This window comes from Pseudomonas sp. NPDC090203, assembly GCF_044746765.1.
Taxonomy (GTDB): domain Bacteria; phylum Pseudomonadota; class Gammaproteobacteria; order Pseudomonadales; family Pseudomonadaceae; genus Aquipseudomonas; species Aquipseudomonas putida_AD.
Genome location: NZ_JBIVCV010000010.1, coordinates 189,045 through 213,801, shown reverse-complemented (window position 1 = coordinate 213,801; position 24,757 = coordinate 189,045). Strand labels below are relative to the sequence as shown.

The 24,757-nt window shown below is 62.9% G+C and carries 19 protein-coding genes; 14 read left to right on the top strand and 5 right to left on the bottom strand.

Annotated features, from left to right (window positions below):
* Positions 1–6: 6 nt before the first annotated feature.
* The 7 genes from ACIPO9_RS18705 to ACIPO9_RS18675 all read left to right on the top strand — a co-directional run bounded on the left by ACIPO9_RS18705 (position 7) and on the right by ACIPO9_RS18675 (position 11,393).
* On the top strand, positions 7–546 hold the full coding sequence (locus ACIPO9_RS18705) for a chemotaxis protein CheW (protein WP_274131637.1): 540 nt from the start codon (positions 7–9) through the stop codon (positions 544–546).
* Between the two features lie 60 nt (positions 547–606).
* Positions 607–2,649 carry a methyl-accepting chemotaxis protein gene (locus ACIPO9_RS18700; RefSeq protein ID WP_400782704.1) on the top strand — a complete coding sequence of 681 codons (2,043 nt, stop codon included), beginning with the start codon at positions 607–609 and terminating at the stop codon, positions 2,647–2,649.
* Positions 2,650–2,685: 36 nt separating this feature from the next.
* Positions 2,686–8,670 carry an Hpt domain-containing protein gene (locus tag ACIPO9_RS18695; protein WP_400782702.1) on the top strand — a complete coding sequence of 1,995 codons (5,985 nt, stop codon included), beginning with the start codon at positions 2,686–2,688 and terminating at the stop codon, positions 8,668–8,670.
* The gene (locus ACIPO9_RS18690) at positions 8,663–9,154 is read left to right on the top strand and encodes a chemotaxis protein CheW (protein WP_274131634.1); all 492 of its coding nucleotides are present in this window, start codon (positions 8,663–8,665) and stop codon (positions 9,152–9,154) included. The genes ACIPO9_RS18695 and ACIPO9_RS18690 overlap by 8 nt, the downstream gene beginning before the upstream one ends.
* Positions 9,155–9,194: 40 nt before the next feature.
* Complete coding sequence (locus tag ACIPO9_RS18685; RefSeq protein WP_274131633.1) at positions 9,195–9,971, top strand: helix-turn-helix transcriptional regulator; 777 nt, start codon at positions 9,195–9,197, stop codon at positions 9,969–9,971.
* A 255-nt stretch (positions 9,972–10,226) separates the two neighbouring features.
* Complete coding sequence (locus ACIPO9_RS18680) at positions 10,227–10,400, top strand: DUF1427 family protein (RefSeq protein WP_081564875.1); 174 nt, start codon at positions 10,227–10,229, stop codon at positions 10,398–10,400.
* Between the two features lie 33 nt (positions 10,401–10,433).
* On the top strand, positions 10,434–11,393 hold the full coding sequence (locus ACIPO9_RS18675) for a zinc-binding alcohol dehydrogenase family protein (RefSeq protein ID WP_400782700.1): 960 nt from the start codon (positions 10,434–10,436) through the stop codon (positions 11,391–11,393).
* A 144-nt stretch (positions 11,394–11,537) separates the two neighbouring features.
* On the opposite strand, the gene ACIPO9_RS18670 is transcribed toward ACIPO9_RS18675, so the two are convergent.
* Both ACIPO9_RS18670 and ACIPO9_RS18665 read right to left on the bottom strand, forming a co-directional pair.
* Complete coding sequence (locus tag ACIPO9_RS18670) at positions 11,538–12,287, bottom strand: substrate-binding periplasmic protein (RefSeq protein WP_400782697.1); 750 nt, start codon at positions 12,285–12,287, stop codon at positions 11,538–11,540.
* 20 nt (positions 12,288–12,307) lie between these two features.
* Positions 12,308–12,628 carry a hypothetical protein gene (locus tag ACIPO9_RS18665; protein WP_274131630.1) on the bottom strand — a complete coding sequence of 107 codons (321 nt, stop codon included), beginning with the start codon at positions 12,626–12,628 and terminating at the stop codon, positions 12,308–12,310.
* 264 nt (positions 12,629–12,892) lie between these two features.
* On the opposite strand from ACIPO9_RS18665, the gene ACIPO9_RS18660 reads away from it, so the two are divergent.
* The 4 genes from ACIPO9_RS18660 to ACIPO9_RS18645 all read left to right on the top strand — a co-directional run bounded on the left by ACIPO9_RS18660 (position 12,893) and on the right by ACIPO9_RS18645 (position 17,580).
* Positions 12,893–13,804: a LysR family transcriptional regulator gene (locus ACIPO9_RS18660; protein ID WP_274131629.1), complete on the top strand. Its 912-nt coding sequence runs from the start codon at positions 12,893–12,895 to the stop codon at positions 13,802–13,804.
* Positions 13,805–13,908: 104 nt separating this feature from the next.
* Positions 13,909–15,102, top strand: coding sequence for a CaiB/BaiF CoA transferase family protein (locus ACIPO9_RS18655; protein ID WP_400782694.1), 1,194 nt, complete (start codon positions 13,909–13,911; stop codon positions 15,100–15,102).
* Positions 15,099–16,037 (top strand): hydroxymethylglutaryl-CoA lyase, encoded by a 939-nt coding sequence (locus ACIPO9_RS18650; RefSeq protein WP_400782692.1) that lies wholly within the window; start codon positions 15,099–15,101, stop codon positions 16,035–16,037. Before ACIPO9_RS18655 ends, ACIPO9_RS18650 begins: the two co-directional genes overlap by 4 nt.
* Before the next feature lie 208 nt (positions 16,038–16,245).
* Positions 16,246–17,580, top strand: coding sequence for an MFS transporter (locus ACIPO9_RS18645; RefSeq protein ID WP_274131626.1), 1,335 nt, complete (start codon positions 16,246–16,248; stop codon positions 17,578–17,580).
* 64 nt (positions 17,581–17,644) lie between these two features.
* Here the strand turns inward: ACIPO9_RS18645 and ACIPO9_RS18640 are convergent, their stop codons facing one another.
* Positions 17,645–18,565, bottom strand: a complete 921-nt coding sequence (locus ACIPO9_RS18640; RefSeq protein ID WP_400608690.1) for a LysR substrate-binding domain-containing protein — start codon at positions 18,563–18,565, stop codon at positions 17,645–17,647.
* Between the two features lie 165 nt (positions 18,566–18,730).
* Here ACIPO9_RS18640 and ACIPO9_RS18635 point away from each other — a divergent pair, with 165 nt between their 5' ends.
* Positions 18,731–19,348 (top strand): hemolysin III family protein, encoded by a 618-nt coding sequence (locus tag ACIPO9_RS18635; protein ID WP_274131624.1) that lies wholly within the window; start codon positions 18,731–18,733, stop codon positions 19,346–19,348.
* Positions 19,349–19,504: 156 nt separating this feature from the next.
* Here the strand turns inward: ACIPO9_RS18635 and ACIPO9_RS18630 are convergent, their stop codons facing one another.
* Together ACIPO9_RS18630 and ACIPO9_RS18625 are read right to left on the bottom strand one after the other, a co-directional pair.
* Positions 19,505–20,224, bottom strand: coding sequence for a 16S rRNA (uracil(1498)-N(3))-methyltransferase (locus ACIPO9_RS18630; RefSeq protein WP_400782690.1), 720 nt, complete (start codon positions 20,222–20,224; stop codon positions 19,505–19,507).
* 186 nt (positions 20,225–20,410) lie between these two features.
* Positions 20,411–21,817 (bottom strand): adenosylmethionine--8-amino-7-oxononanoate transaminase, encoded by a 1,407-nt coding sequence (locus tag ACIPO9_RS18625; protein WP_400782688.1) that lies wholly within the window; start codon positions 21,815–21,817, stop codon positions 20,411–20,413.
* Between the two features lie 234 nt (positions 21,818–22,051).
* Here ACIPO9_RS18625 and ACIPO9_RS18620 point away from each other — a divergent pair, with 234 nt between their 5' ends.
* Positions 22,052–23,836, top strand: a complete 1,785-nt coding sequence (locus tag ACIPO9_RS18620) for an FAD-dependent oxidoreductase (protein WP_400782686.1) — start codon at positions 22,052–22,054, stop codon at positions 23,834–23,836.
* Between the two features lie 360 nt (positions 23,837–24,196).
* Positions 24,197–24,748, top strand: coding sequence for a cytochrome b (locus tag ACIPO9_RS18615; RefSeq protein WP_274131620.1), 552 nt, complete (start codon positions 24,197–24,199; stop codon positions 24,746–24,748).
* Positions 24,749–24,757 lie beyond the last annotated feature (9 nt).

The window sequence follows — 24,757 nt, the reverse complement described above, 5'->3', positions numbered from 1 at the left end:
GCGTTCATGGCCCAGTCGCAGACTGCCTTCGCCCTGCTGCTCGACATCGACCAGCGCTGCCGCTCGCTGGCTGCCGGCCTGCCGTTGCAGGAAACCCGGCAGCAAGGCTGGAGTGGCATCGGCTTTCGCATGGGCGAGCGCCTCTATGTGGCGCCCATGGGCGAGGTCGACGAGATCCTTCACGAACCTCGTTGCGCCGCCCTTCCCGGCGTCAAGCCGTGGGTCAGGGGCATCGCCAACCTGCGCGGGCGCCTGCTGCCAGTCATGGACCTGCACGCCTACTTCGGTCACGAGCTTTCAGCGGTGCGCAAGCAGCGGCGGGTGCTGGTGATCGATCATCAGGATGTATTCGCCGGGCTGCTGGTCGATGAGGTGCTGGGTATGCAGCATTTCAACGAACGCAGCCTGATGCCGGAACTCGCCGGTGACAGCGAGCCGAACATCTCGCCCTATATCCAGGGCCGCTTCCTGCGCGAACAGGCCTGGCGGGTGTTCAGCCCAAGGGCCCTGGTGCAGTCGCCGGGGTTCATGGATGTTGCCCTGTGAATCACTTCGGCACTGCGGCTCCTGCAAAACACAACCGATCTTCGGGCGGAGCCCTGAGAAATGAGTAATACCGGCAAGTCCCTTGAAGGCGCTCGCAGCCGTTCGCTGATTATCGCGCTGTTTGTCGGCCTGATCGTGTTCATCATGCTGCTGTTCGTCAATTTCGCGTACCTGAGCACCCAGTCCAACTACGACAAGCAGTACATCGGCCATGCCGGCGAGTTGCGCGTACTGTCCCAACGTATCGCCAAGAACGCCTCGGAAGCCGCCACCGGCAAGGCTGCGGCGTTCAAGTTGCTGGCCGATTCGCGCAACGATTTCGACACCCGCTGGCAGTACCTGAAGAAGGGCGACAAGAACACCGGATTGCCCGCCGCACCCGCTGAAGTCACCGATGAACTGAAAGCAGTGCAGAACGACTGGGAAAATCTGCGAAAAAGCACCGATGTGATTCTTTCCCGTGAGCAGACGGTGCTGTCCCTTCACCAGGTGGCGGCGACGCTGGCCGAGACCATTCCGCAACTGCAGATCGAATCGGAGAAGGTTGTCGATATTCTCCTGCAAAACCGCGCCCCCGCCAGCCAGGTCGCGCTGGCCCAGCGTCAATCACTGCTGGCCGAGCGCATCCTGGGCGCGGTGAATACCGTGCTGTCCGGCGACGAAACCGCCGTCCAGGCCGCCGACGCCTTTGGCCGCGACGCCACGCAGTTCGGGCGTGTGCTCAATGGCATGCTCGAAGGCAACGCGACCTTGAAAATCACCCAGGTCGAGGACAAGGAAGCCCGCGCACGGCTGGCCGATATCGCCGAGCTGTTCCAGTTCGTGTCGGGATCGGTAGACGAAATTCTGGAAACCTCGCCGGAATTACTGGAAGTGCGCGAGGCGTCGAGCAATATCTTCACCCTGTCGCAGACCCTGCTCGATGAAGCCTCGGTACTGGCCAACAGCTTCGAGCACCTGGCGGGAGGCCGCGCCACCAACAGCTACGGCGGCTACATCCTGGGCCTGCTGGCGCTGGCGTCGATCATTCTCATCGGCCTGGTGATGGTGCGGGAAACCAACCGCCAGTTGCGGGAAACCGCCGAGAAAAACGAACGCAACCAGACCGCGATCATGCGCCTGCTCGATGAGATCGAAGACCTGGCCGATGGCGACCTGACGGTGGCCGCCTCGGTGACCGAGGATTTCACCGGCGCCATCGCTGATTCCATCAACTACTCCATCGACCAGTTGCGGGAGCTGGTGGCGACCATCAACCTCACCGCTGAACAGGTGTTCGGCGCGGTCAAGGACACCCAGACCACCGCAACCCAGCTGGCTGCGGCGTCCGAGCACCAGGCGTTGCAGATCGCGGCGGCGTCCAACGCGGTCAACGACATGTCCCGGTCGGTGCAGCAGGTTTCGGCCAACGCGTCTGAGTCGGTAGCGGTGGCCGAACGCTCGGTGGCGATCGCCAACAAGGGCAATGAGGTGGTCCACAACACCATCAACGGCATGGACAACATTCGCGAGCAGATTCAGGACACATCGAAGCGGATCAAACGCCTGGGTGAGTCCTCCCAGGAAATTGGCGACATTGTCAGCTTGATCGACGACATTGCCGACCAGACCAACATCCTGGCCTTGAACGCCGCGATCCAGGCATCCATGGCCGGTGATGCCGGTCGCGGCTTTGCCGTGGTGGCGGACGAGGTGCAGCGGCTGGCCGAACGTTCGTCCTCGGCCACCAAGCAGATCGAAACCCTGGTGCGTGCGATTCAAAATGACACCAACGAAGCGGTAATCTCCATGGAGCAGACCACCACCGAAGTGGTGCGTGGCGCGCGATTGGCGCAGGATGCAGGGGTGGCGCTGGAGGAAATCGAAGGGGTTTCCAAAGTGCTGGCGGCGCTGGTGGAAAGCATCACCAATGCCGCCCAGCAACAGGTGGCGCTGGGTCGGCAGATTTCCTCGACCATGACCGTCATCCAGGAGACCACCACCCAGACCACCTCCGGCACGGCCGCCACCGCTAAAAGCATGGGCAACCTTGCGAAAATGGCCAGCGAGATGCGCCGCACGGTGTCCGGTTTCACGCTGCCTGCCTCGCGGGATCAGCATTGATCGTCACGCCGTACCATTTGGGCAACTGGAGCCAGCATGGCTGACCGTCACGACTACGTGGCCCTGGAGTGGGTCAAGGGCGAGATAGCCGAAACCCTCAAGCACGCCCGGCAGGCGCTGGACGCCTTTGTCGCGCGCCCCCATGACCCGTCGAGCCTCGAAGTCTGCCTGGATTTCATCCATCAGGTGCACGGCAGCCTGCAGATCATCGAGTTCTACGGCGCGGCCCTGTTCGCCGAGGAAATCGAGCAACTGGCGCTCGCCCTGCAACAAGGCCACGTGGCCCAGGAAGCCGAGGCCGTGCAGTTGCTCAACCAGGCCATGAGCCAGTTGCCGGTGTACCTGGACCGCGTGCATTCGGCCCGCCGTGACCTTCCGCTGGTGGTGCTGCCTTTGCTCAACGACCTTCGCAGCGCCCGTGGCGAGAGCCTGCTCACCGAAACCAGCCTGTTTGCCCCGCAACTGCTGTCGATTCCAGAACTGGGCGCCGATGCCCTGGCCGAGCGCGACAGCCCCGAGTTGCCTGCCAAGCTGCGAAAATTGCGACACACCCTGCAAACTGCGCTGGTCGGGCTGCTGCGCGAGCAGGATGTGCAGACCCAGCTCGGTTACATGAGTAAAGTCTTCACCCGCCTCGAAACGCTGTGCAAGGGCGCGCCGCTCGAACCGTTGTGGCGCATCGCTTCGGCACTGTCCGAGACCATGGCCGACGGCAACTTCACCAACAGTCCGGCGCTGCGCAGTCTGTTCAAGGATGCCGACAAGGAACTCAAGCGCCTGCTGGAACAGGGCATTGCCGGCATCAACCAGCCGGCGCCGGACGAACTGCTGAAAAGCCTGCTGTTTTACATCGCAAAGTCAGACAGCCAGGCCCAGAGGATGATTGATTTGAAGGACGACTACGGGCTCGCCGAAGCCTTGCCGGAAAGCGCGCTGGTCGATGAAGAGCGCGCACGCATGGCCGGGCCGGACCGCGATGCGATGCGCTCGGTCATCATCGCCCTGTGCGACGAACTGGTGCGCACCAAGGAGCGGCTCGACGTCTTCGTGCGCGGCGATCGCCAGCACGTCAGCGAACTCAACAGCCTGTTGCCGCCGCTGCGACAGATCGCCGACACCCTGGCGGTGCTGGGGTTCGGCCAGCCGCGCAAGGTCATCATCGATCAACTGACCGTGGTCCAGGGCATGGCTCAAGGGCAGCGCGAGCCCAGCGATCCGACACTGATGGACGTCGCCGGAGCCTTGCTCTACGTCGAGGCCACACTGGCTGGCATGGCCGGGACGGTTGATCAGAGCAGCCCGGAAGAAAGCCGGTTGCCCACCACCGACCTGAGCCAGATTCACCAGTTGGTGATCAAGGAAGCGCGGGTCGTGTTGCAACAGGCCAAGGACGTGATCGACGATTACTTCGATGGTGGCCTTAACCGCGAGCGTCTGGCGCCGTTGTCTGCGCAACTGATTCAGGTGCGTGGCGCGCTGGCGATGATTCCCCTGGCCCGCGCCTCCAGCCTGCTGGCGGCGTGCAACGAGTACATCGTCACCCATTTGCTGGGCAGCGAGCAGAAGCCTGCGGTTTCCCAGCTGGATCATTTGGCCGATGTCATCATCGGCATCGAGTACTACCTGGAGCGCATGGCCGAGGATCCGGAAGCGCCGGGCGAGCATGTGCTGGACCTGGCCCAGGAAAGCCTTGCCCGGCTGGGTTATTCGCCGGCCGCCGAAACCGTCGAAGTGCCAGTGCTGGAACAGGTCATCAGCGACGACGAGTTGAACGAACTGCATGACCGCCAGGCGCTGGTCAGCCCGAGCAAGAGCCTCGCCGAGGTGCTGGCCAGCCCTTTGTCGAAGGTCAACCCGCCGGCCCGGCACGTGCCCGCCAGCCTGCTGCCGCCGCCCAAGGACGAGCCGCCGGTGGACGACGAGCTGCGCGATGTCTTCCTTGAAGAAGCCGACGAGGTGCTCGAAGCGCTGCACGAATACCTGCCGCGCTGGCTGGCCGATGGCGAGAATTCCTCTGCCTTGAGTGAAATCCGCCGTGCATTCCACACCCTCAAGGGCAGTGGGCGCATGGTGCGGGCCCTGGTGCTGAGCGAACTTTCCTGGGCGGTGGAAAACCTGCTCAACCGCGTGCTGGAACGCAGCGTCACGCCGGATGAACAGGTCCGGCAACTGCTGACAGACGTTCAAACCCTATTGCCGGACGTGATCCGCGACTTTGCCGAAGACGTCCAGCGCCAGCGCGACGACGTTGACCTGCTGGCCGCTCGCGCTCACGCGCTGGCCCAGGGCGAACGGGTCGAGCCTGAGCCGGTGGCCACCAGGACAACTCCAGAGCCGAAAGACGAAGGCTTCGATCCGCAATTGCTGGAAATCTTCCGCCAGGAAGCCCAGACCCACCTCGACACCTTCACCCGCTATCTGGACATGAGCGAGGGCGACGAATCGCCCATTTTCAGCGACGAACTGCTGCGTGCGCTGCACACCCTCAAAGGCAGCGCCTACATGGCAGGCGTGCTGCCGATGGCAGAGCTGGCAACGCCGCTGGACACGCTGGTGCGCGAGTACAAGACCAACCAGATCGCCGTCGGCGCGCAGGAGCTGGACCTGCTGCGTCTGGCGCCGCCGCTGTTTTACCAAGGCCTGGCACAGCTGAGAATCGACCCGCTGATGCCGATCGAAGGGGCTTCGACGCTCATTTCTGACGCTCAAGCGTTGCTGGCGGCGCGCATGGCCGATGTCCTGAATGACGACAAGAACGGCCTGCGCAGTCGTCGCAATCCGCAACTACTGGCAAGTTTTCTGGCCGAAGGCATGGACATCCTGCTGGACGCCGAAAGCCTGCTCAAACGCTGGCGGCAACACCCCGGCGAGCGCCAGGAACTCAACGCACTGCTCGACGAGCTGACCATGCTCGGTCACGGTGCGCACATGGCCGATCTGCCTCAGGTGGACGAACTGTGCGAGGCGCTGCTGGACCTGTACGGCGCGGTGGAAGAGAGCAGCCTTGCGGTCAGCGAGCGGTTTTTCCATGAGGCGGAAAATGCCCATGAAGAACTGATCAACATGCTCGACCAGGTAGCGGCCGGGCAGCAGGTGCAGCCTTGTCCGCAGCGTGTGCAGGCGCTGCGCGATCTGCTGGAAGAAGGGCTGGACCCCGATGCCATGGGCGTCATCAAGGGCAATGGCGGCCTGGCGACTGAGGTCACCGAGCTGAGTCAGGCCACCGACAGCCTCGCGAGCACGCAAGCGCCTCAGGATGGGCTGGATCAGGAAATCGTCGACATCTTCCTCGAAGAGGCTGTCGACATCCTCGAAGGCGCGGGCCAGGCCCTGCAACGCTGGCTGGCAGACCCGGACAATCCGTTGCCGCTGTCTTCCCTGCAACGCGACCTGCACACCCTCAAGGGCGGCGCGCGGATGGCGGAAATCGGGCCGGTGGCCGATCTGGGCCACGAGCTGGAATCCCTCTACGAAGCGCTGACCGACAAGCGTTGCAGCTATTCGTCCCGGCTGGCCGACCTGCTGGTGGATAGCCATGACGCGCTGGCGCTGATGCTCGACCAGTTGCAGAACCGGGCGCAACTGGCTGACCCGGAAGCGCTGATCGCGGCGATTCGCGAGTTTCGCCAGAACAACTGCTATGTGCTGCCCCAGGAAGGCGAAGCGCGCAACGTCGGGTCGATGATCCAGCCGCTGGATGAGCGCGATCCCGAGTTGCTGGAAATCTTCCTTGAAGAAGCCGACGACATCATCGAAAGCTCCAGCGCCGCCTTGGTGCGCTGGCAGGCCGACCCGCAGAACACCGTCGAAGTGGAGAACCTGCTGCGCGACCTGCACACCCTCAAGGGCGGCGCGCGGATGGTCGAGATTGCGCCCATCGGTGACCTGGCCCACGAGCTTGAGTCGCTGTACGAGGGGCTTTCGAGCGGGTCGCTGAAGAACAGCGCCTTGCTCAACGGCCTGTTGCAAAGCGGTCACGACATGCTCGCCGACATGGTCGATGCGGTGCGCGGCTACGAGCCCTTGCCCAACCCCGCGTTGCTGATCGACAGTATTTCCCACTACTCGTCCTCGGGTGCAATTCAGGAGGTTGTCAGCAAACCCGCTGAAGAGCCGCTGGCCGTGGCGCCGCCTGTTTCCGAGCCTGCAACGCCTGCGGCAGATCCCGATGCCGAGCGCCCCGGGCCTGAAATGGTCAAGGTGCCTGCCGAAGATCTGGAAGACCTGGTCAACCTGGCCGGGGAAACCTCGATCTTTCGTGGGCGCATCGAACAGCAGGTCAGCGACGCACAGGTGACCCTGGCCGAAATGGAAACCACCATCGAACGGATGCGCGACCAACTGCGGCGTCTGGACATGGAAACCCAGGGCCGGATTCTCAGCCGCGACCGGCAGGCCGAGCAGATGGGCTATGAAGAATTCGACCCGCTGGAGATGGATCGCCATTCCCAGCTCCAGCAGCTGTCCCGGGCGCTGTTCGAGTCCGCCTCGGACCTGATGGACCTCAAGGAAACCCTCGACACCCGCGCCCACGAAGCTGAAACCCTGTTGCAGCAACAGGCGCGGGTGAACACCCAGCTTCAGGAAAACCTGATGCGCACGCGCATGGTGCCGTTCGAGCGAATGGTGCCGCGCTTGCGCCGGATCGTGCGGCAAGTGTCGAACGAGCTGAACAAGAAAGTCCGCTTCGATGTGATCAACGCCGAAGGCGAGATGGATCGCAACGTGCTGGAGCGCATGGTCGCGCCGCTGGAGCACATGCTGCGCAACGCCATCGATCACGGCCTTGAAACCGGCGAAAAACGCCAGGCCAAGGGCAAGCCGGAAACCGGCCACATCACCCTGAGCCTGGCCCACGAAGGCGGTGACATCGTCATCGAGATGAGCGACGACGGCGCGGGGGTCGACTTCGAAGCCGTGCGGCGCAAGGCGATCAAGCGTGGCCTGATCAGCCCGGATGCCGAACTGAGCGAGCACGACACCTTGCAGTTCATCCTGCAGGCGGGGTTTTCCACCGCTGAAACCATCACCCAGATTTCCGGGCGTGGCGTGGGGATGGACGTGGTGCACGCCGAGGTCAAGGAACTGGGCGGCTCGATGGTCATCGATTCGAAATCGGGACAGGGCGCGCGTTTCCGCATTCGCCTGCCGTTCTCGGTTTCGGTCAACCGCGCGTTGATGGTGCAATGCGGTGAAGAGCAGTACGCCGTGCCGCTGAACAGCATCGAAGGCATCGTGCGGGTTTTGCCCAGCGAGCTGGAGGCCTATTACCAGTCGGCGCCGCCCCGTTATCAATACGGCGAGCGCAGCTATGAATTGCGTTACCTGGGCGAACTGCTGAACAACGGCCAGCCGCCCCGGCTGATCGGCCAGACCCAACCGCTGCCGGTGCTGCTGGTGCATGTGCATGACCAGTGGGTGGCGGTGCAGGTGGATGCGCTGGCGGGCTCGCGGGAAATCGTGGTGAAGAATCTCGGGGCGCAGTTCGCGACGGTGCCGGGTGTGTCCGGCGCGACGATCCTGGGTGATGGCCGGGTGGTGCTGATTCTCGACCTGTTCGCCCATATCCGCCGCTTCCATTCGCGATTGCTGGCGCTGCACGTTTCCGGGCAGACGCCGACGCCCTATGTCGAAGCTGAACAGGCGCGACCTTTACTGGTGATGGTGGTGGATGACTCGGTCACCGTGCGCAAGGTCACCGGGCGTTTGCTGGAGCGCAACGGCATGAACGTGGTGACCGCCAAGGACGGGGTCGATGCCATGGCCCTGCTGCAGGAACACACACCGGACGTCATGCTGCTGGACATCGAGATGCCGCGCATGGACGGCTTCGAGGTCGCCAGCAAGGTCCGCGCGGACGAATCGCTCAAGCACCTGCCGATCATCATGATCACCTCGCGCTCCGGCCAGAAGCACCGTGACCGGGCCATGGCACTCGGCGTGAACGACTACATGAGCAAGCCTTATCAAGAGGCGGCGTTGCTTGAGAGCATCGCCCACTGGAGCCAGGCCCATGTCTGACGGCACCACCCAGGCCGCTCGCCTGACCAGTCTCACCGGCTTGCTCATTCCCTTGAGCGACCGCAGTCTGCTGCTGCCCAACGTGGCCGTGGCCGAGCTGATCGACTATCAGGACAGCATCGCCGACCCTGCCGCGCCCCAGTGGTATCTGGGGCCGATCAACTGGCGCAACCGCAGCCTGCCGCTGCTGAGCTTCGAAGCCGCCTGCGGCAGCCGCGCCCGTGTGGGTGGCCGTGCACGGATCGTCGTCCTCAATGCACTGGGCGGGCGGCCGGACCTCAAGTTCATCGCGCTGCTCACCCAGGGCATCCCGCGCTCGTGCAAGCTCGACAATCAGTTGAGTTACGTCGATGTGCCGCTCAGCGAGCTTGAACTGGCGGCGGTGCAAGTCGGGGATACCGTCGCCAAGGTGCCGGACCTGGTTGCGCTGGAGCAGCGGTTGGTGGATGCCGGGCTGGTGCAGGTGGCGGGGCTGGGGATCTAGCCGCTAACATTGCGTCTTTAGATTCGTACCGGTCACCATCATGGCCATCGCCGCCCCGCCCGATCTCACTGACACCGCCGTTCCCGTGCAACGGGTCTCGCGTACTTACCCTCGTGGCCTGTACATCGAGCCCCATGAGCATGAATGGGGGCAGGTCCTGTATGCGATGTCAGGCGTGATGTGGGTCGAGACGCCCAGTGAAGCACTGGTCGTGCCTCCCCAGCGCGCGGTGTGGTTGCCGCCGGGTGTGCCCCACGGGATCCGCGTGGTTTCGGACCTTGAGATGCGCAATATCTACCTGCGCCCGGCGCTTGCGCAGACCCTGGAGCCGACGGTTCAGGTGCTGGAGGTGGCGCGTCTGCTGCGCGAGTTGATCGTCAATCTGGTGGCTGAAGAGGACAAGGATTCGGCCTACTACGAGGCGCTGGTCAATCTGGCGCTGCTGGAGCTTAAGCGCGCCCGACGTTCACTGCTCAAGGTGCCGATGCCTGACGAGAGCGACCGGCGGCTGATGAATGTCTGTCAGGCGGTGATGATCGAGCCTTCCATCGATGTGTCGTTTGAGCAGCATGCCGAGAATGCCGGGGCCAGCGTGCGGACCTTGTCGCGGCTGTTTCAGGGCGTGCTGGGCATGGGCTTCGCCGAGTGGCGCAGGCAGGTGCAACTGGCTACTGCGGTGGCCGAGATCATTCAGGGCGTTCCGGTCAGCACCATCGCCCGCTCCATGGGCTACTCGCCCAGCAGTTTCAGCGACATGTTCCGCCGCGAGCTGGGGATGGCGCCGACGCAGTACCCCGTTATCCTGGATACCCCTTAGCCGTCCGGCTAGCCGGCGTCGGCGCCTTCGAAATCGCCCCCGCCGGCAAGCCGTGCTGCTACGGAACGGTGGTTTTCCATACGCCCGCGCTCCCGTAGCAGCCGGGCTTGCCCGCGGGATCGGTCCTGAGGCCGCTGACGCCGGCAAGGCGGACTGCTACGGGGCGGGTCTGTCCGAAATTCAGAAGCACTTGGCCGGTACGGTGCGCCGGCTCTGCATACACTCTGGTCATCGCCTTTGGCACCGGAGTTCATCATGAGCTACATCATTTCCCTCGCAATCGGCATTGCCGTCGGCCTGCTATACGGCGCGCTGGACTTCCGCTCACCGGCGCCGCCCCTGGTCGCACTGGTGGGATTGCTGGGCATGCAGGCGGGCGAAAAGCTCTGGCCCATGGGCCGGCAGCTGGTTGCCAACCTGATTTCCTGACGCGAACCGTTATTCTCTTCGGATGTGAACACCATGAAAGCACTGCAATTTTCCCGAACTGGCGATCTGGCTGCACTGGAAGTCGTCGATCTGCCCAAGCCGATCCCCGCCGAAGGCGAGGTCCTGGTGCAGATCAAGGCGGCGGGCCTGAACCCCAGCGATGTGAAAAACGTACTCGGCCGCTTCCCCTACACCACGCTGCCCCGCGTGCCCGGCCGGGATTTCGCTGGCGTTGTGGTAGACGGCCCACAGGAACTGATCGGCAAGGAAGTCTGGGGCACGGGCAACCAGATCGGTTTCTCCCGCAACGGCTCCCATGCCGGTTACATCACCCTGTCGACCAAGGGCGTGGCGCTCAAGCCCAAGTCCCTGAGCTTCGTGCAGGCCGCCAGCCTGGGTGTGCCTTACACCACGGCCTGGGATGCGCTGGAGCGCAGCGGCGTGAATGCCGATACGCGCCTGCTGGTCATAGGTGCCAACGGCGCGGTCGGCAGCGCGGCCATCGCCCTGGCCAAAGTGCGCGGGGCCAAGGTACTGGCGGCGGTGCGCCGTCCGGAGCAGGTCGCGGCGCTTCAAGAGCAGGGCTTCGAGGCCATTCTGCTGGGCAAGCCTGAAGAGCTGTCGGCCCAGGTCGGCGAGGTGTTTGCCGGCGGCGCAGACGTGATCTTCGACACCACCGGTTTCTGGCTGCCGCCATCGGTGCAGGCGCTGGCGCCTTTCGGCCGTATCGCGATCATCGCAGCGCCCGTGGATGGTCATGTGCAGTTGCCGGCGCTGGCGCTGTATCGCAAGGGTGGCTCGGTGGTCGGGATCAACTCGCTGCTGTACAGCGTCGAAGCCTGTGCGCGGATGCTGGAGCAATTTGGCGCGCTGTTCGACGAGGGGTCATTGCCGTTGCCGACCGGCCTGGTCGAGGTGTCGCTGCAGCACGGCTTGGCGAGTTATGCAGAGGTGAATCAGGGCAGCACGGACAAGGTGATTCTGCTGCCTTGATCGACATGAACGGCGCGGGCGTCCTCGTCGTATCACATACCTGTAGGAGTGAGCTTGCTCGCGATGGCGTCTGTTCTGGCACCCCTGGGTGACTGGTCTGATGCTGTCGCGGGCAAGCGCGCTCCTACAGGACCGGTGCGCTGCTCAGCGCACCGGCAAGCCTTTCGTGTACTGCGCTTCGACCCTGTCTATCGTCCCGTCTTTCTCCAGCGTATCAATCGCGGCCCTGAGCCGGCTGACCATCTGCGGATCGCAATCCTTCGAACACGCCAGATACAGGTTGGCAGTCATCACCACGCGGCTCATGACCAGCGGGCGATCAGTCAGCTGTTGCCAGATGTAACGGCTCTCCGGCACCCCGTTGAACCACGCATCGACCCTTCCCTTGAGCAGCATCTGCGCAGGGTTCTCGCCGATTTTCAGGGGATAGATCTGCGAGTCGGCGAAGCCTTCCTCGCGCAACCGGGTTTCCTGCGCGGTGCCGATGCCCACCGCGATCAGCCTGAAAGTCTTCCTGGCCTCGTCGAAGCTCTCCACCCGACGATCCAGGCTGAAAAAGGCTCGGTCCATCGTCAGAATCGGCGCGATCCAGGTGTAGTTGGCTTCCCGGCTCTGATTGCGGGTCAGCGGGGCGATCAGCAGGTCCTTGCCCTGGCTGACTTCCCGTTGCGCGCGGGGCCAGGGAGGTGAAAGCGTATTGGCCGAGTACCCTGCCGATGCCATGGCTTTAAGGGCGATATCGCCGACGATGCCATGTTGATCGCCCACGGTCAGCATGGTCAGGGGAGGGGCTTCGGGGACGTACAGGTCAACCGATGGCGCGGCACAGGTAATCGACGACCACGCCAGGAGCGCCCGAATCGCGACGCGGGTACAGCAGGAAATCCGTTTCATGGCAGCCAGGCAAAGTGGTATCAGGTCTTGTTGTGTTCATTAGTGTAGCGCCCGCTCATTTCCCAGCCGCATTCAAGCAGCATGTCGATCCAGTCCTCGTAGGAATCATCGACATCGAGCAGGTTCATGAACTGATCCTCGATATGGCAGCGGAACGTCTGTTCCTCGACGTTCCACTCCACATCGCGGATGCGCCAGGCGCGCTGGTCCGGCAACTGAATGTTCAGGCCGTGGAACGGGACGAACGGCAACTCGACCTCATACAGAAGCTTGGACCACTCTGAGGAGATCTCGGGGGTCTGGTGGGTCCAGACATATTTGATCAATCGGACGTTATGCACGGTAGGGCCTTCTCTCGTGTTGCGGGTTGCGGGTCGGATCGCCGGCTCAAGATGGCGAAACCCCGTCAGACATGCCTATACGTTACTCGATGGTGACGTGCTCGGGGAGGGGGCGTGGCCCCCAATCTGTCGGCATCGCTGCAAACACAGGCGATGCGCGCTGCCCAAGACTCAGACAAGCCTGCCTTGCAAGGTTCCCTGCGACGGTTTGCGTGTATTCTTGGCCCCGCGTTGTCAGCCAGCTTCGTCATCGAGAGTGCCTGCATGCTGCACAAAAACCTCATTCGCCGCCTCGACCTGATTACCCTGAAACTCTTCGTTGCAGTGTATGAAGAAGGCACGCTCACCCGCGCCGCAGCCCGTGAAGCCATTGCCGTGTCGGCGGCGAGCAAGCGCCTGATGGAGCTGGAAGAGGTGTTGGGCATCGGCCTGTTCCTGCGCAACGCCAAGGGCATGACCCTGACGGCTGCCGGCGAGACGCTGCTGCACCACGCCCGGCGCATGCTCTCGGACCTCGAAAAAATGGGGCTTGAGCTCGACGAGCATCTGCAAGGGATGCGCGGCTATGTGCGCATGCTGGCGAACCTGTCGGCGATCATCCAGTTCCTGCCCGAAGACCTGCACGATTTCACCACCCACCACGAACGGGTCAAGGTCGATCTCGAAGAGCGGCCCAGCACCGGCGTGGTCCAGGGCCTGATCGACGGCGTGGCCGACATCGGCATCTGTTCCGAAGACACCGACGTGCAAGGCCTGTACAGCGTGCCTTATCGCCGGGACCAACTGGTCGTGGTGATGCGGGCCGACCATCCGTTGGCGAGCCTGAAACAGGTGGCCTTCGAAGACACCCTGGGCAGCGACTACATCGGCTTGCACGCCGCCAGCTCGATCAACATGCGCACCCATACCGCCGCCCGATCCCACGGCAGGCCGTTGCGCGTGCGTATCCATGTGCCGGGGTTCGACGCCATGTGCCGGATGGTCCAGGCCAACATGGGCATCGGCGTGCTGCCGCGCAAGGCGTTCGAATTGCTGGGCGTGCCACTGGGCCTGACGGCCGTGTCCCTGAGCGACTCGTGGGCGCAACGCACGTTGATTCTAGTGGTGCGGGACAAGGATGCGCTTTCACCGGTCAGCACCCTGCTGTTCGAGCATCTCCAGCGCCACGCGACCTAGCGTTCGCGTTTCGCGAACGACACTTGCCAACAAACGGTTGGATTTGCCGAACGCCGGTCCTCTAGTCTTGGTTCAAATTCCAAGAAACACTTGAGGTATCCGCTATGACAGGCCCCCTGAACGGTGTGCGCGTGATTGAAATCGGCACACTGATCGCCGCACCCTTCGCTGCCCGCCTGATGGGCGAGTTCGGCGCCGAGGTGATCAAGATCGAGTCGATGGGGCAGGGTGATCCTCTTCGTAAATGGCGAAAGCTGCATGAAGGCACTTCGCTGTGGTGGTACCTGCAGTCGCGCAACAAGAAATCTCTTTCGCTGAACCTCAAGTCACCTGAAGGCATCGCCATCGTCAAGCGCCTGGCCGAGAGCGCTGACGTGCTGATTGAAAACCTGCGTCCGGGCGCTCTTGAAAAGCTGGGTCTGGGCTGGGATGTCCTGCATGCCCTGAATCCAAAACTGACGCTGGTGCGCATCTCCGGCTACGGCCAGTCCGGCCCTTATCGCGACCGTCCCGGCTTTGGCGCCATCGGCGAGGCCATGGGCGGCATTCGCTACACCACCGGCACCCCCGGTTCGCCACCGGCGCGAGTGGGCGTCAGCCTGGGTGACTCGCTGGCGTCGATGCACGCAGTCATGGGTGCGCTGATGTCGCTGCTGCGGGTGAAAACCGGGCAGGGCGACGGGCAGATCGTCGATGTATCGCTGGTCGAAAGCGTGTTCAACCTGATGGAAAGCCTGGTGCCGGAGTACGACATGCTCGGCCACGTTCGCGAGCGCACCGGTGGTGCCCTGCCGGGCATCGCGCCGTCCAACACCTACCCGACCGGCGACGGTGCCTATGTGGTGATCGCCGGCAACAGCGACCCGATCTTCAAGCGCCTGATGCACGCCATCGGCCGCCCTGACTTGGCCGAAGCGCCGGAATTTGCGCAGAACGATGGCCGCGCCGCGCAGAGCGACATGCTCGATGCAGCCATCAGCGCCTGGTCGTCCAGCCTGCCGATCGATGAAGTGCTGCAAGTGCTGGAGCAGGCCGAAGTGCCGTCCGGGCGCATCTATAACGTGGCCGACATCGTGGCGGACCCGCACTATCAGGCCCGCGAGATGATTCTGGATGCGCAACTGCCCGGCGGCGCTAGCGTCAAGATGCCGGGCATCGTGCCCAAACTCTCCGAGACGCCGGGCTCGGTGAACTGGCAAGGGCCCGCACTGGGCCAGCACACCGACAGCGTACTGGGCGATCTGGGGCTGACCGGCGCCGATATCGCGCAACTCAAATCCCAAGGGGTGGTGCAATGATTACCGATTTCTCCGAACGCCTGATCGTTCAGGAAGTTTCCCCCAGGGACGGCTTGCAGATCGAGCCGACCTGGGTCGAGACCGCTGACAAGATCGCGCTGATCGATGAGCTTTCTCTGGCCGGTTTCAGCCGCATCGAGGCCGGTTCTTTTGTTTCGCCCAAGGCCATCCCGGCCCTGCGCGACGGTGACGAAGTGTTTCGTGGCATCCGTCGCCATCCGGGCGTGATCTACGTGGCGCTGATTCCCAACCTGCGCGGCGCGCAGCGGGCCATCGAGGCCGCTGCAGACGAACTGAATCTGGTGATGTCGGCCAGCCAGACTCATAACCTGGCGAACATGCGCATGCGTTGCGAGCAGTCGCTGGCGGCCTTTGCCGATGTGGTGTCGTTTGCGGCGGGATCGTCGGTCAGCCTCAACGGTTCGATTGCCACCACCTTCGGCTGCCCCTTCGAAGGCAAGATCGACGAAGACCGCGTGCTGCAGATCGTCGATACGTATCTGGAGCTGGGCATACAGGGCATTTCCCTGGCGGACACCACCGGCATGGCCAACCCGCGTCAGGTCCATCGCCTGGTGCAGCGCGTGTTGACGCGCATTCCGGCCTCGGCACTGACCCTGCATTTCCACAACACCCGAGGCCTTGGGCTGAGCAACGTGCTGGCCGCTTATGAGGCCGGTGCGCGGCGTTTCGATGCGTCGCTGGGCGGCCTGGGTGGCTGTCCGTTCGCGCCGGGGGCTTCGGGAAATATCTGCACCGAGGATCTGGTGAACATGTGCGAGGAGATGGGTATCGAGACCGGCATCGACTTGCCGCACCTGTTGAAGATGTCCCGGCGCCTGCCAGCGCTGCTCGGCCATGAAATGCCAGGGCAAGTGGCCAAGGCCGGGCGCAACTGCGACCTGCATCCCACTCCCGAGAATCTGCCTGCCTGACTCAGGGCGACCGTTTGATCCTGTAGGAGCGCGCTTGCCCGCGATGAAATTTGTCAGACGCTGCGATGTTGACTGACACGCTGCAATCGCGGGCAAGCGCGCTCCTACAAAAATGAGTTCCAACCGAACGAACGTGCCACCACAGGCGTTCGTCCAGACAACAAAAACAATCGGGCTCCCCCTGGGAAGTCCAACTGGAGTCACCGTTATGTCTATCTCTGTTCTGAACCCGAACAGCAGCCTCGCCGAGGTTGTGAGCGCTGAAAAGGCGTTGATCCGCAAAGTCGCGTGGCGCCTGATGCCGCTGATCATGGTCTGCTACCTGTTTGCGTTCTTCGACCGCATCAACATCAGCTTCGCCAAATTCCAGTTGCAGACCGACCTGAGCCTGAGCGACACCGCCTACGGACTGGGCGCGAGTCTGTTCGTGATCGGCTACGTGCTGTTCGAGGTGCCCAGCAACATCATGCTGTACAAGGTCGGTGCCCGGCGCTGGATCGCGCGCATCATGATTTCCTGGGGCGTGGCGACGGCCCTGATGGTGTTCGTCAACGCCGAATGGCAGTTCTATGCCCTGCGCTTCATCATCGGCGCGATGGAAGCCGGTTTCGCACCGGGCGTGCTGTTTTATCTGACACTCTGGTTCCCGCAAACCTACCGTGGCCGTATCACCTCGATCCTGTTCCTGGCCTCGGCGTTCGCCGGCCTGCTGGGCGCGCCGATCTCCGGCCTGGTACTGGGGCACATGGATGGCGTCATGCAGATGCGCGGCTGGCACTGGCTGTTCCTGCTGGGCGGCCTGCCGTGCATCGCCCTGGGTTTCGCCGTGCTGACCATCCTCAAGGACCGCATCAGCGACGCTCACTGGCTAAGCGAATCCGAGAAGACTTACCTCGCCAGCCGCATCGCCCAGCATGAGCCGAACCAGCACGGCTCGCTACTGACCGCGCTGAAAATGCCAGGCTTCCTGATGCTCGGCCTGATCTACTTCCTGATCCAGGTGGCATCCTACGGCTTGAACTTCTGGGCTCCGCAGCTGATTCGCAGCGCCGGCGTCGAAAGCCCGGTCATGATCGGGCTGCTCACCGCCATCCCGTACATCTGCGGCGCCATCAGCATGGTTGTCATCGGCCGTCTGTCCGACGCCAGCGGCGAACGTCGCAAGTTCGTCTGCGGCCTGACCATCCTCGGCGCCATCGGCTTCTTCTGCGCCGGCATCTTCGCCCAGCACACCAGCATGCTGATCCTGTCCCTGGCCATGCTCGGTGGCGGCATCGTTGCCTCCATCCCGGCCTTCTGGACCCTGCCGCCCAAACTGCTGGCCGGCGCAGGCGCGGGTGCCGCAGGCGGCATCGCCCTGATCAACACCCTGGGTCAGTTCGGCGGCATCGTCAGCCCGGTCATGGTCGGCCGCATCAAAGACATGACCGGCAGCACCACCCCGGCGCTGTACGTGATCGGCGTCACCACCGTCATCGCCGCCGCCTTGCTGCTGTGGGCCCTGCCGGAGAAGCTGCGCACGCTGGACAAGAACCAGCACTGAGTTTCGCGACAACCCACCCGCTGACGGAGCCACAGCATTCGTCGGCGGGTGGGTCGTGGCGTTTCTAACCCTCCACCAGCCGATTCGAATACATCCTGCACTCCGCCAGCAACGCCAGCAGGTTCGGGTCGCGTTCGCGGGCCTTGAGGAAGACCAGGCCGATGTGTTGCTGCATGTGGTAGCGGGCTTGCAGCGGGATCAGGCGGACGCGGTTTTCGTAGACGGCGGCGATGCGGCCGGGGAGCAGGGCATAGCCTACGCCTGAGCTGACCATGCTCAGCAGGGTGAAGATGTCGTTGACCTGCATCGCCACCTTGGGCTCGAAGCCGGCCTGCTGGAACACCCGCATGCCGTCGCGGTGGGTGGCGAAGCCTTGGGTGAGGGTGATGAAGGTGGCTTCGCGCAGGTCGCTCAGGTCTACTTCGCTTTGCTGGGCGAACGGCGAGTCGGCGGGGGTAGCGAGGAAGATGTCGTCGGAAAACAGCGGCAACTGCTCGCAATCCGGGTCGTTGACGCTCTCGTTGAGCGACACCAGGATCGCATCCACTTCCATGTTTTTCAGTTTGTAGAACAGGTCGATGTTCGAGCCCAGGATCAGATCGATGTTGAGTTCGCTGCGGCGGATCTTCAGGCCCATGATCAGCTGCGGCACGGTCTTGACCGTCAGCGAATAGAGCGCCCCCAGCTTGAAGCGCGCCGCGGAGAAGCCCGCCGCCTGGCGCGTCTGTTCGACGGTGGCGAGCACTTCCTGGACGATTTTCTGCGCGCGCTCTTCCAGCACATAGGCGCTCTCAAGGGGCGTCAGGTTGCGGCCTTCGTGCTTGAACAGCGGGCAGCGCAGGGCGCTCTCCAGCGAGTGGATGGCGCGGTGCACGCTCACGGTGCTGGTCGAAAGCTCCGAAGCGGCCCGGGCCAGGTTGCCGGTGCGCATGAAGGCCAGGAAGATTTCCAGCTTCTTGAGGGTCAGCTCTTCGTCGATCTGCATCGTGTCTTCCGCTGCTGATTCTTGTTGTCCATGCGCTCGATTGTGCCGAAGTCGCAGGCGTCCGGCTGCATTAAATTCTCATCTTCACTGACACATGCGTTGCACTTTGGCGTCATAAGCTTGAGCCTTGAGCTTCTGAGGCGTCACTAGAGAGGTCCGTTACGGATGTATTACGGAGAAAAATTCAATGCCTGGACCCACCTGGTCGGTGCGGTGCTGGCGTCCGTCGGTGCGGTGTGGCTGCTGGTGATCGCGAGCCTTGCAGGTGACGTGTGGAAGATTGTCAGTGTGGCGGTGTATGGCGTGGCGCTGGTGCTGCTGTACAGCGCCTCGACGGTGTATCACAGCGTGCGTGGGCGGGCGAAGGTCATCATGCAAAAGGTCGATCACCTGTCGATCTATTTGCTGATTGCCGGCAGCTACACGCCGTTTTGCCTGGTCACCCTGCGCGGCCCGTGGGGCTGGACGCTGTTCGGGATTGTCTGGGGACTGGCGGTGATCGGCATGCTGCAGGAGATCAAGCCGCGTTCGGAGGCGCGGGTGATGTCGATTGTGATCTACGCAGTCATGGGCTGGATCGTTCTGGTGGCGGTCAAGCCGCTGATGGCGGCGCTTGGCACCGCCGGTTTTACCTGGCTGGCGCTGGGTGGGGTGCTGTACACGGTGGGGATTATTTTCTTTGCGTATGACAAGCGCTTTCGGCACTGGCACGGGATCTGGCATCTGTTCGTGATCGCCGGGAGTCTGCTGCATTTTGTGGCGATCACGTGGTATGTGCTCTGAGCTACACAGCCACCCGTAGCAGCACGGCTTGCCGGCGGGGGCGGTGTGTCAGCCAATGATGAGTTGACTGACACACCGCTCCCGCCGGCAAGCCGTGCTGCTACGGGGCGAGGAGAACAGATGAAATGTTGGGTGGGTCCCGAAGGAGACTTTCCCTCAGAAATCCCCCCACAACTGCTGCGCGACGCTCAGGGCCACGACCGGGGCGGTTTCGGTGCGCAGCACGCGCGGGCCGAGGCGGGCGGCGTGGAAGCCGGCGTCTTGCGCCTGATCCACCTCGGCATCGTTCAAGCCGCCTTCGGGCCCGATCAGAAACGCCAGGCTTGCAGGCTTGGCATGGCTGACCAACGGCTCGGCCACCGGATGCAGCACCAGTTTCAGGGCGGCCTGGGTGTGCTTGAGCCAGTCGGCCAAGGTCACCGGCGGATTGACCACCGGCACCACCGAGCGCCCGCACTGCTCGCACGCGCTGATCGCAATCTGCTGCCAGTGGGCCTGACGCTTTTCGGCCCGCTCATCTTTTAACCGTACTTCGCAGCGTTCGCTGATGATCGGGGTGATCTGGGTAACGCCAAGCTCGGTGGCCTTCTGGATCGCCCAGTCCATGCGCTCGCCGCGAGACAGGCCCTGGCCCAGGTGGATCTGCAGGGGCGATTCCGCCATCCCCGCAAAGCCCTCGGTCACCTGCACGCGCACCTGTTTCTTGCCGACCTCGGTGAGCGTTGCGCGAAACTCCGTCCCGGAGCCGTCGAACAGCTGCACGGCATCGCCCACAGCCATGCGCAGCACCCGGCCGATGTAATGCGCCTGGGCTTCTGGCAGTTCGTGCTCGCCGATGCTCAGGGGGGCGTCGATGAAAAAGCGGGAGAGTCTCATGGTTGTTTCTCTGAAGATGTTGAATGCAACGCGGTCATTCGTAGGAGCGCGCTTGCCCGCGATAGCGGTGTGTCAGATTGCGCATTTGGCACAGGCATATCGCAGTCGCGGGCAAGCGCGCTCCTACAGGATTAATTGATGGCCCCCAACGCGGAGCGTGGAAACCATCATCATTCGTGTGGGCTGTCAGCCCGGATCACGGAAGTCCGGGTGGAAGTTCTCCCGCACCGCCACACTGACGCTGCTGCGGGTCGCGATGTCGATGCCTTCGCTGGCCACTTCGGCCAGGAAGTCGATCTGCTCCGGGGTGATCACGTAGGGCGGCAGGAAGTACACCACGCTGCCCAGCGGACGCAGCAGCGCGCCACGGGTCAGGGCGTGTTCGAAGACTTTCAGGCCGCGTCGCTCCTGCCAAGGGTAGGCCGCCTTGCTGGCCTTGTCCTGGACCATCTCGATGGCAACGGCCATCCCGGTCTGGCGCACTTCGGCGACGTTGGGGTGATCGGCCAGGTGCGCGGTCGCGGTCTTCATGCGCTGGGCCAGCGCCTTGTTGTTCTCGATGACGTTGTCTTGCTCGAAGATGTCCAGCGTCGCCAGCGCCGCCGCACAGGCCAGCGGATTGCCGGTGTAGCTGTGGGAGTGCAGGAAGGCGCGCAGGGTCGGGTATTCGTCGTAGAAGGCGTCGTAGACGTCATCGGTGGTGATGCACGCCGCAAGCGGCAGGTAGCCGCCGGTCAGCGCCTTGGACAGGCACAGGAAGTCCGGACGTATGCCGGCCTGCTCGCAGGCGAACATGGTGCCGGTGCGACCGAAGCCCACCGCGATTTCGTCGTGGATCAGGTGCACGCCATAACGATCACAGGCCTCGCGCAGCAGCTTGAGGTAGATCGGATCGTACATGCGCATGCCGCCGGCGCCCTGGATCAGCGGCTCGATGATGACCGCGGCGATGGTGTCGTGATGCTCGGCCAGGGTCTGTTCCATCACCGCGAACATGGTGCGGGTGTGCTCTTCCCAGCTCACGCCTTCAGGGCGGTGATAGCAGTCGGGGCTCGGCACCTTGATGGTGTCCATCAGCAGCGCTTTGTAGGTTTCAGTGAACAGCGGCACATCGCCCACCGACATTGCCGCGACGGTTTCGCCGTGGTAGCTGTTGGTCAGGGTCACGAAGCGTTTCTTGGCCGGCTTGCCGCGATTGAGCCAGTAGTGAAAGCTCATTTTCAGCGCGACTTCGATGCAGGACGAACCGTTATCGGCGTAGAAGCACCGCGTCAGCCCTTCCGGCGTCATGGCCACCAGGCGCTCCGACAGCTCGATCACCGGTTGATGGCTGAAACCTGCCAGAATCACGTGTTCCAGTTGGTCGACCTGATCCTTGATGCGCTGGTTGATGCGCGGGTTGGCGTGGCCGAACACGTTGACCCACCAGGAACTGACTGCGTCCAGGTAACGCTTGCCCTCGAAATCTTCGAGCCACACGCCTTCGCCGCGCTTGATCGGGATCAGCGGCAGCTTTTCATGGTCTTTCATCTGGGTGCAGGGGTGCCACAGGACTTTCAAGTCGCGTTGCATCCACTGATCGTTGAGGCCCATCTTTAATCTCCCGGTGACGACTCGCATGACGCGAGGGCAAACAATCGCGCAAGCCTATGCAATGCGTCGGACAGGGACAACCTTTAGCGTATTTTCAAACGCTTGGCTGACGCCAGAAATCGGCCCTGCGCGCAGTGCTGGCGGGCCTTTCACGGCTGGCGTATCCTTCGCGCTCTTTGAAGGCGCGAACAAGAAAATCCGCCCCTTCCCTCGTTTTATTCCGGAGTTCGCTAAATGCTTTCTGGTTGGCTGCGCGCCTGTGCGCTGGTGATGGTTGGGCTGGTCAGCGCGCACGCGCAGGCTGTGGATAAGCCGCATACGGCGATTGTCGTCGGGGGTGGCCTGGCAGGCCTGACGGCGGCTTATGAGCTGCAGAACAAGGGCTGGCAAGTCACCCTGCTGGAAGCCAAGCCCGCGGTTGGCGGTCGATCTGGCCTGGCCGGTAGCGAGTGGATCGGCAACGCCAAGGCGCAGCCGGTGCTCAACCAGTACCTGGAGCGCTTCAAGCTCAAACCCGTGCCTGCGCCAGAGTTCGTGCGCACGCCGGGTTACCTGATCGAAGGCGAGTACTTCTCCGCCGCCGATCTTGCGACCAAACAACCGGCCACTGCCGAAGCCATCAAGCGCTATGAAACTGCGCTGGACGACATGGCCCGTTCGATCACCGATCCCGAAAACCCGGCCGCCAACAGCACGCTGTTCGCGCTGGACCAGATCAACGTCGCCAACTGGCTGGATCGCCTGAACCTGCCGCCGACTGCGCGCCAGCTCATCAATCAGCAGATTCGTACCCGTTACGACGAACCTTCGCGCCTGTCGCTGCTGTATTTCGCACAGCAGTCGCGGGTCAATCGCAATGTCGAGGATCGTGACCGTCGTGCAGCACGCCTGCCGGGCGGCAGTGCGGTGCTGGCTGAAGAGTTCGTCAAACAGCTGAAAGTCATCAAGACCAACTCGCCGGTATCGGCCATCAACCAGGACAAGGACGGCGTGACCGTCAAGGTCGGCGCGGTAGGCTATGAAGCCGAGTACGTGGTACTGGCCGTGCCATTGCGCGCGCTGAGCAAGATTCAGCTGACCCCGGCGCTGGACGCCCAGCATCAGGGCGCGATCAAGAGCACCAACTACGGCTGGCATGACCAGATCATGCTCAAGTTCAAGACGCCGGTTTGGGACAGCAAGGCGCGCATGTCCGGTGAAATCTACAGCAACACCGGCCTTGGCATGCTGTGGATCGAGCCTGCCCTGAAGGGCGGTGCCAACGCGGTCATCAACCTGTCCGGCGACAACGCCCGCATCATGCAGGCCTTTGGCGACAAGCAGATGGTGGACCAGGTGCTGATTCGCCTGCATGCGTTCTACCCGCAGGCCCGTGGCGCGTTTACCGGTTATGAAATCCGTCGCTCCAGCGTCGATCCTTCCACGGGCGGTGCCTACCTGGCGTTTGGTCCGGGGCAGATCAGCAAATACTGGCGCCTGTGGGAAAAGCCGCTGCAGCGCATTGCGTTCGCCGGTGAGCACACCGACGCCCTGTACCCAGGCACGCTGGAGGGCGCATTGCGCACCGGTCAGCGCGCTGCCGGGCAGGTTCAGGACCTGGCGGCCGGCAAGTCTTTCGAGCCTGTGAAAGTTGCGCCACCGAAAGCGCCTGACGCAGCACCGAAGGAAAGCGGCGGCGGCATTGGCGGCTTCTTCTCGAACATGTTTGGTGGTTCCAAGCCTGAAGCCAAACCGGCCGAGAAGGCACCAGAGCCTGCTCCAGCACCGGCCCCTGCGCCTGCACCAGCACCAGTGACTCCGCCGCCTGCGCCTGCGGTCGAGCCGGCCAAGCCTGCGGTGGTTGAGCCCGCGAAAAAGGCACCGGCCAAGAAAGAACCGGCCAAGAAGGAACCTGTGAAAAAGGCTCCGGCCAAGCCTGCCACCACCCACAAGGCACCTGCCAAGACTGACGCCGCGAAAAAGGCGCCAGCCAAGGCTGCGACCGACAAGGCGGCTCCGGCAGCGGACAGCAAGAACTGATCGCTGAGTGCTGGCAATGAGAAAGGCGCGGTTTGAGACCGCGCCTTTTTTTTCGCCTGGCGAATAAGCCCAGCGTCTAGAGTGTTGTTATCTATGAGGTTCGGATCGACGCCAAACCGTAGCAGCATGGCTTGCCAGCGGGGGCGGCAGTGAGATCGCTCCCGCCGGCAAGCCGTGCTGCTACGAGGGGAATGTTCGCTGCGACCGTAACGTTGCGTTAATCGGCCATGGAGAAAAATATGACGGGATTTTCCCATCGTATTTCCTGATATTTCAGAGCAAAATTTTGCGCTTTCTTTCGATAGGTAAACCGCTAGTCTTTCTCGCAGCTTCAAGGGCTGCTTTTACAGGATCTCTACCATGCAGTTACGCAACTCTTCTTCTCGCTATGGCTGGGTCAGCATTGTTCTGCACTGGGGCGTGGCGCTGACGGTTTTCGGGTTGTTCGCGCTGGGCTTGTGGATGGTCGGGCTCGGTTACTACGACACCTGGCGCAAGGCCGGTCCTGATCTGCACAAGAGCATCGGGATCACGCTGTTTCTGTTCATGCTGATCCGTGTGGTCTGGCGTTTCGTCAGCCCGCCACCGCCGCCTCCGGCCAACCATAGCCGGTTCGTGCGGGTCGCGGCGACACTGGGGCACGCGTTCCTGTATCTGGACCTGTTCCTGGTGATGTTTGCCGGATACCTGATTTCCACCGCAGAAGGTGTCGGTATTCCGGTGTTCGGACTGTTTGAAGTGCCTGCGCTGATCAGCGGACTGCCCGACCAGGCGGACGTTGCTGGCGAAGTGCACCTGTACCTGGCCTGGACCCTGGTGATCTTCGCTGTACTTCATGGTCTGGCCGCCCTCAAGCATCACTTCATCGACCGTGATGCGACGCTTATTCGTATGCTTGGCCGCAAGGCCTGACGCTTCTCA

Coding starts and splice junctions, on each gene's coding strand:
- ACIPO9_RS18690 (WP_274131634.1), top strand. CDS start 8,663: ATGTCTGACGGCACCACCCAGGCCGCTCGCCTGACCAGTCTCACCGGC.
- ACIPO9_RS18685 (WP_274131633.1), top strand. CDS start 9,195: ATGGCCATCGCCGCCCCGCCCGATCTCACTGACACCGCCGTTCCCGTG.
- ACIPO9_RS18695 (WP_400782702.1), top strand. CDS start 2,686: ATGGCTGACCGTCACGACTACGTGGCCCTGGAGTGGGTCAAGGGCGAG.
- ACIPO9_RS18635 (WP_274131624.1), top strand. CDS start 18,731: ATGTATTACGGAGAAAAATTCAATGCCTGGACCCACCTGGTCGGTGCG.
- ACIPO9_RS18705 (WP_274131637.1), top strand. CDS start 7: ATGGCCCAGTCGCAGACTGCCTTCGCCCTGCTGCTCGACATCGACCAG.
- ACIPO9_RS18640 (WP_400608690.1), bottom strand. CDS start 18,565: ATGCAGATCGACGAAGAGCTGACCCTCAAGAAGCTGGAAATCTTCCTG.
- ACIPO9_RS18655 (WP_400782694.1), top strand. CDS start 13,909: ATGACAGGCCCCCTGAACGGTGTGCGCGTGATTGAAATCGGCACACTG.
- ACIPO9_RS18625 (WP_400782688.1), bottom strand. CDS start 21,817: ATGGGCCTCAACGATCAGTGGATGCAACGCGACTTGAAAGTCCTGTGG.
- ACIPO9_RS18675 (WP_400782700.1), top strand. CDS start 10,434: ATGAAAGCACTGCAATTTTCCCGAACTGGCGATCTGGCTGCACTGGAA.
- ACIPO9_RS18615 (WP_274131620.1), top strand. CDS start 24,197: ATGCAGTTACGCAACTCTTCTTCTCGCTATGGCTGGGTCAGCATTGTT.
- ACIPO9_RS18660 (WP_274131629.1), top strand. CDS start 12,893: ATGCTGCACAAAAACCTCATTCGCCGCCTCGACCTGATTACCCTGAAA.
- ACIPO9_RS18630 (WP_400782690.1), bottom strand. CDS start 20,224: ATGAGACTCTCCCGCTTTTTCATCGACGCCCCCCTGAGCATCGGCGAG.
- ACIPO9_RS18700 (WP_400782704.1), top strand. CDS start 607: ATGAGTAATACCGGCAAGTCCCTTGAAGGCGCTCGCAGCCGTTCGCTG.
- ACIPO9_RS18650 (WP_400782692.1), top strand. CDS start 15,099: ATGATTACCGATTTCTCCGAACGCCTGATCGTTCAGGAAGTTTCCCCC.
- ACIPO9_RS18620 (WP_400782686.1), top strand. CDS start 22,052: ATGCTTTCTGGTTGGCTGCGCGCCTGTGCGCTGGTGATGGTTGGGCTG.
- ACIPO9_RS18680 (WP_081564875.1), top strand. CDS start 10,227: ATGAGCTACATCATTTCCCTCGCAATCGGCATTGCCGTCGGCCTGCTA.
- ACIPO9_RS18670 (WP_400782697.1), bottom strand. CDS start 12,287: ATGAAACGGATTTCCTGCTGTACCCGCGTCGCGATTCGGGCGCTCCTG.
- ACIPO9_RS18645 (WP_274131626.1), top strand. CDS start 16,246: ATGTCTATCTCTGTTCTGAACCCGAACAGCAGCCTCGCCGAGGTTGTG.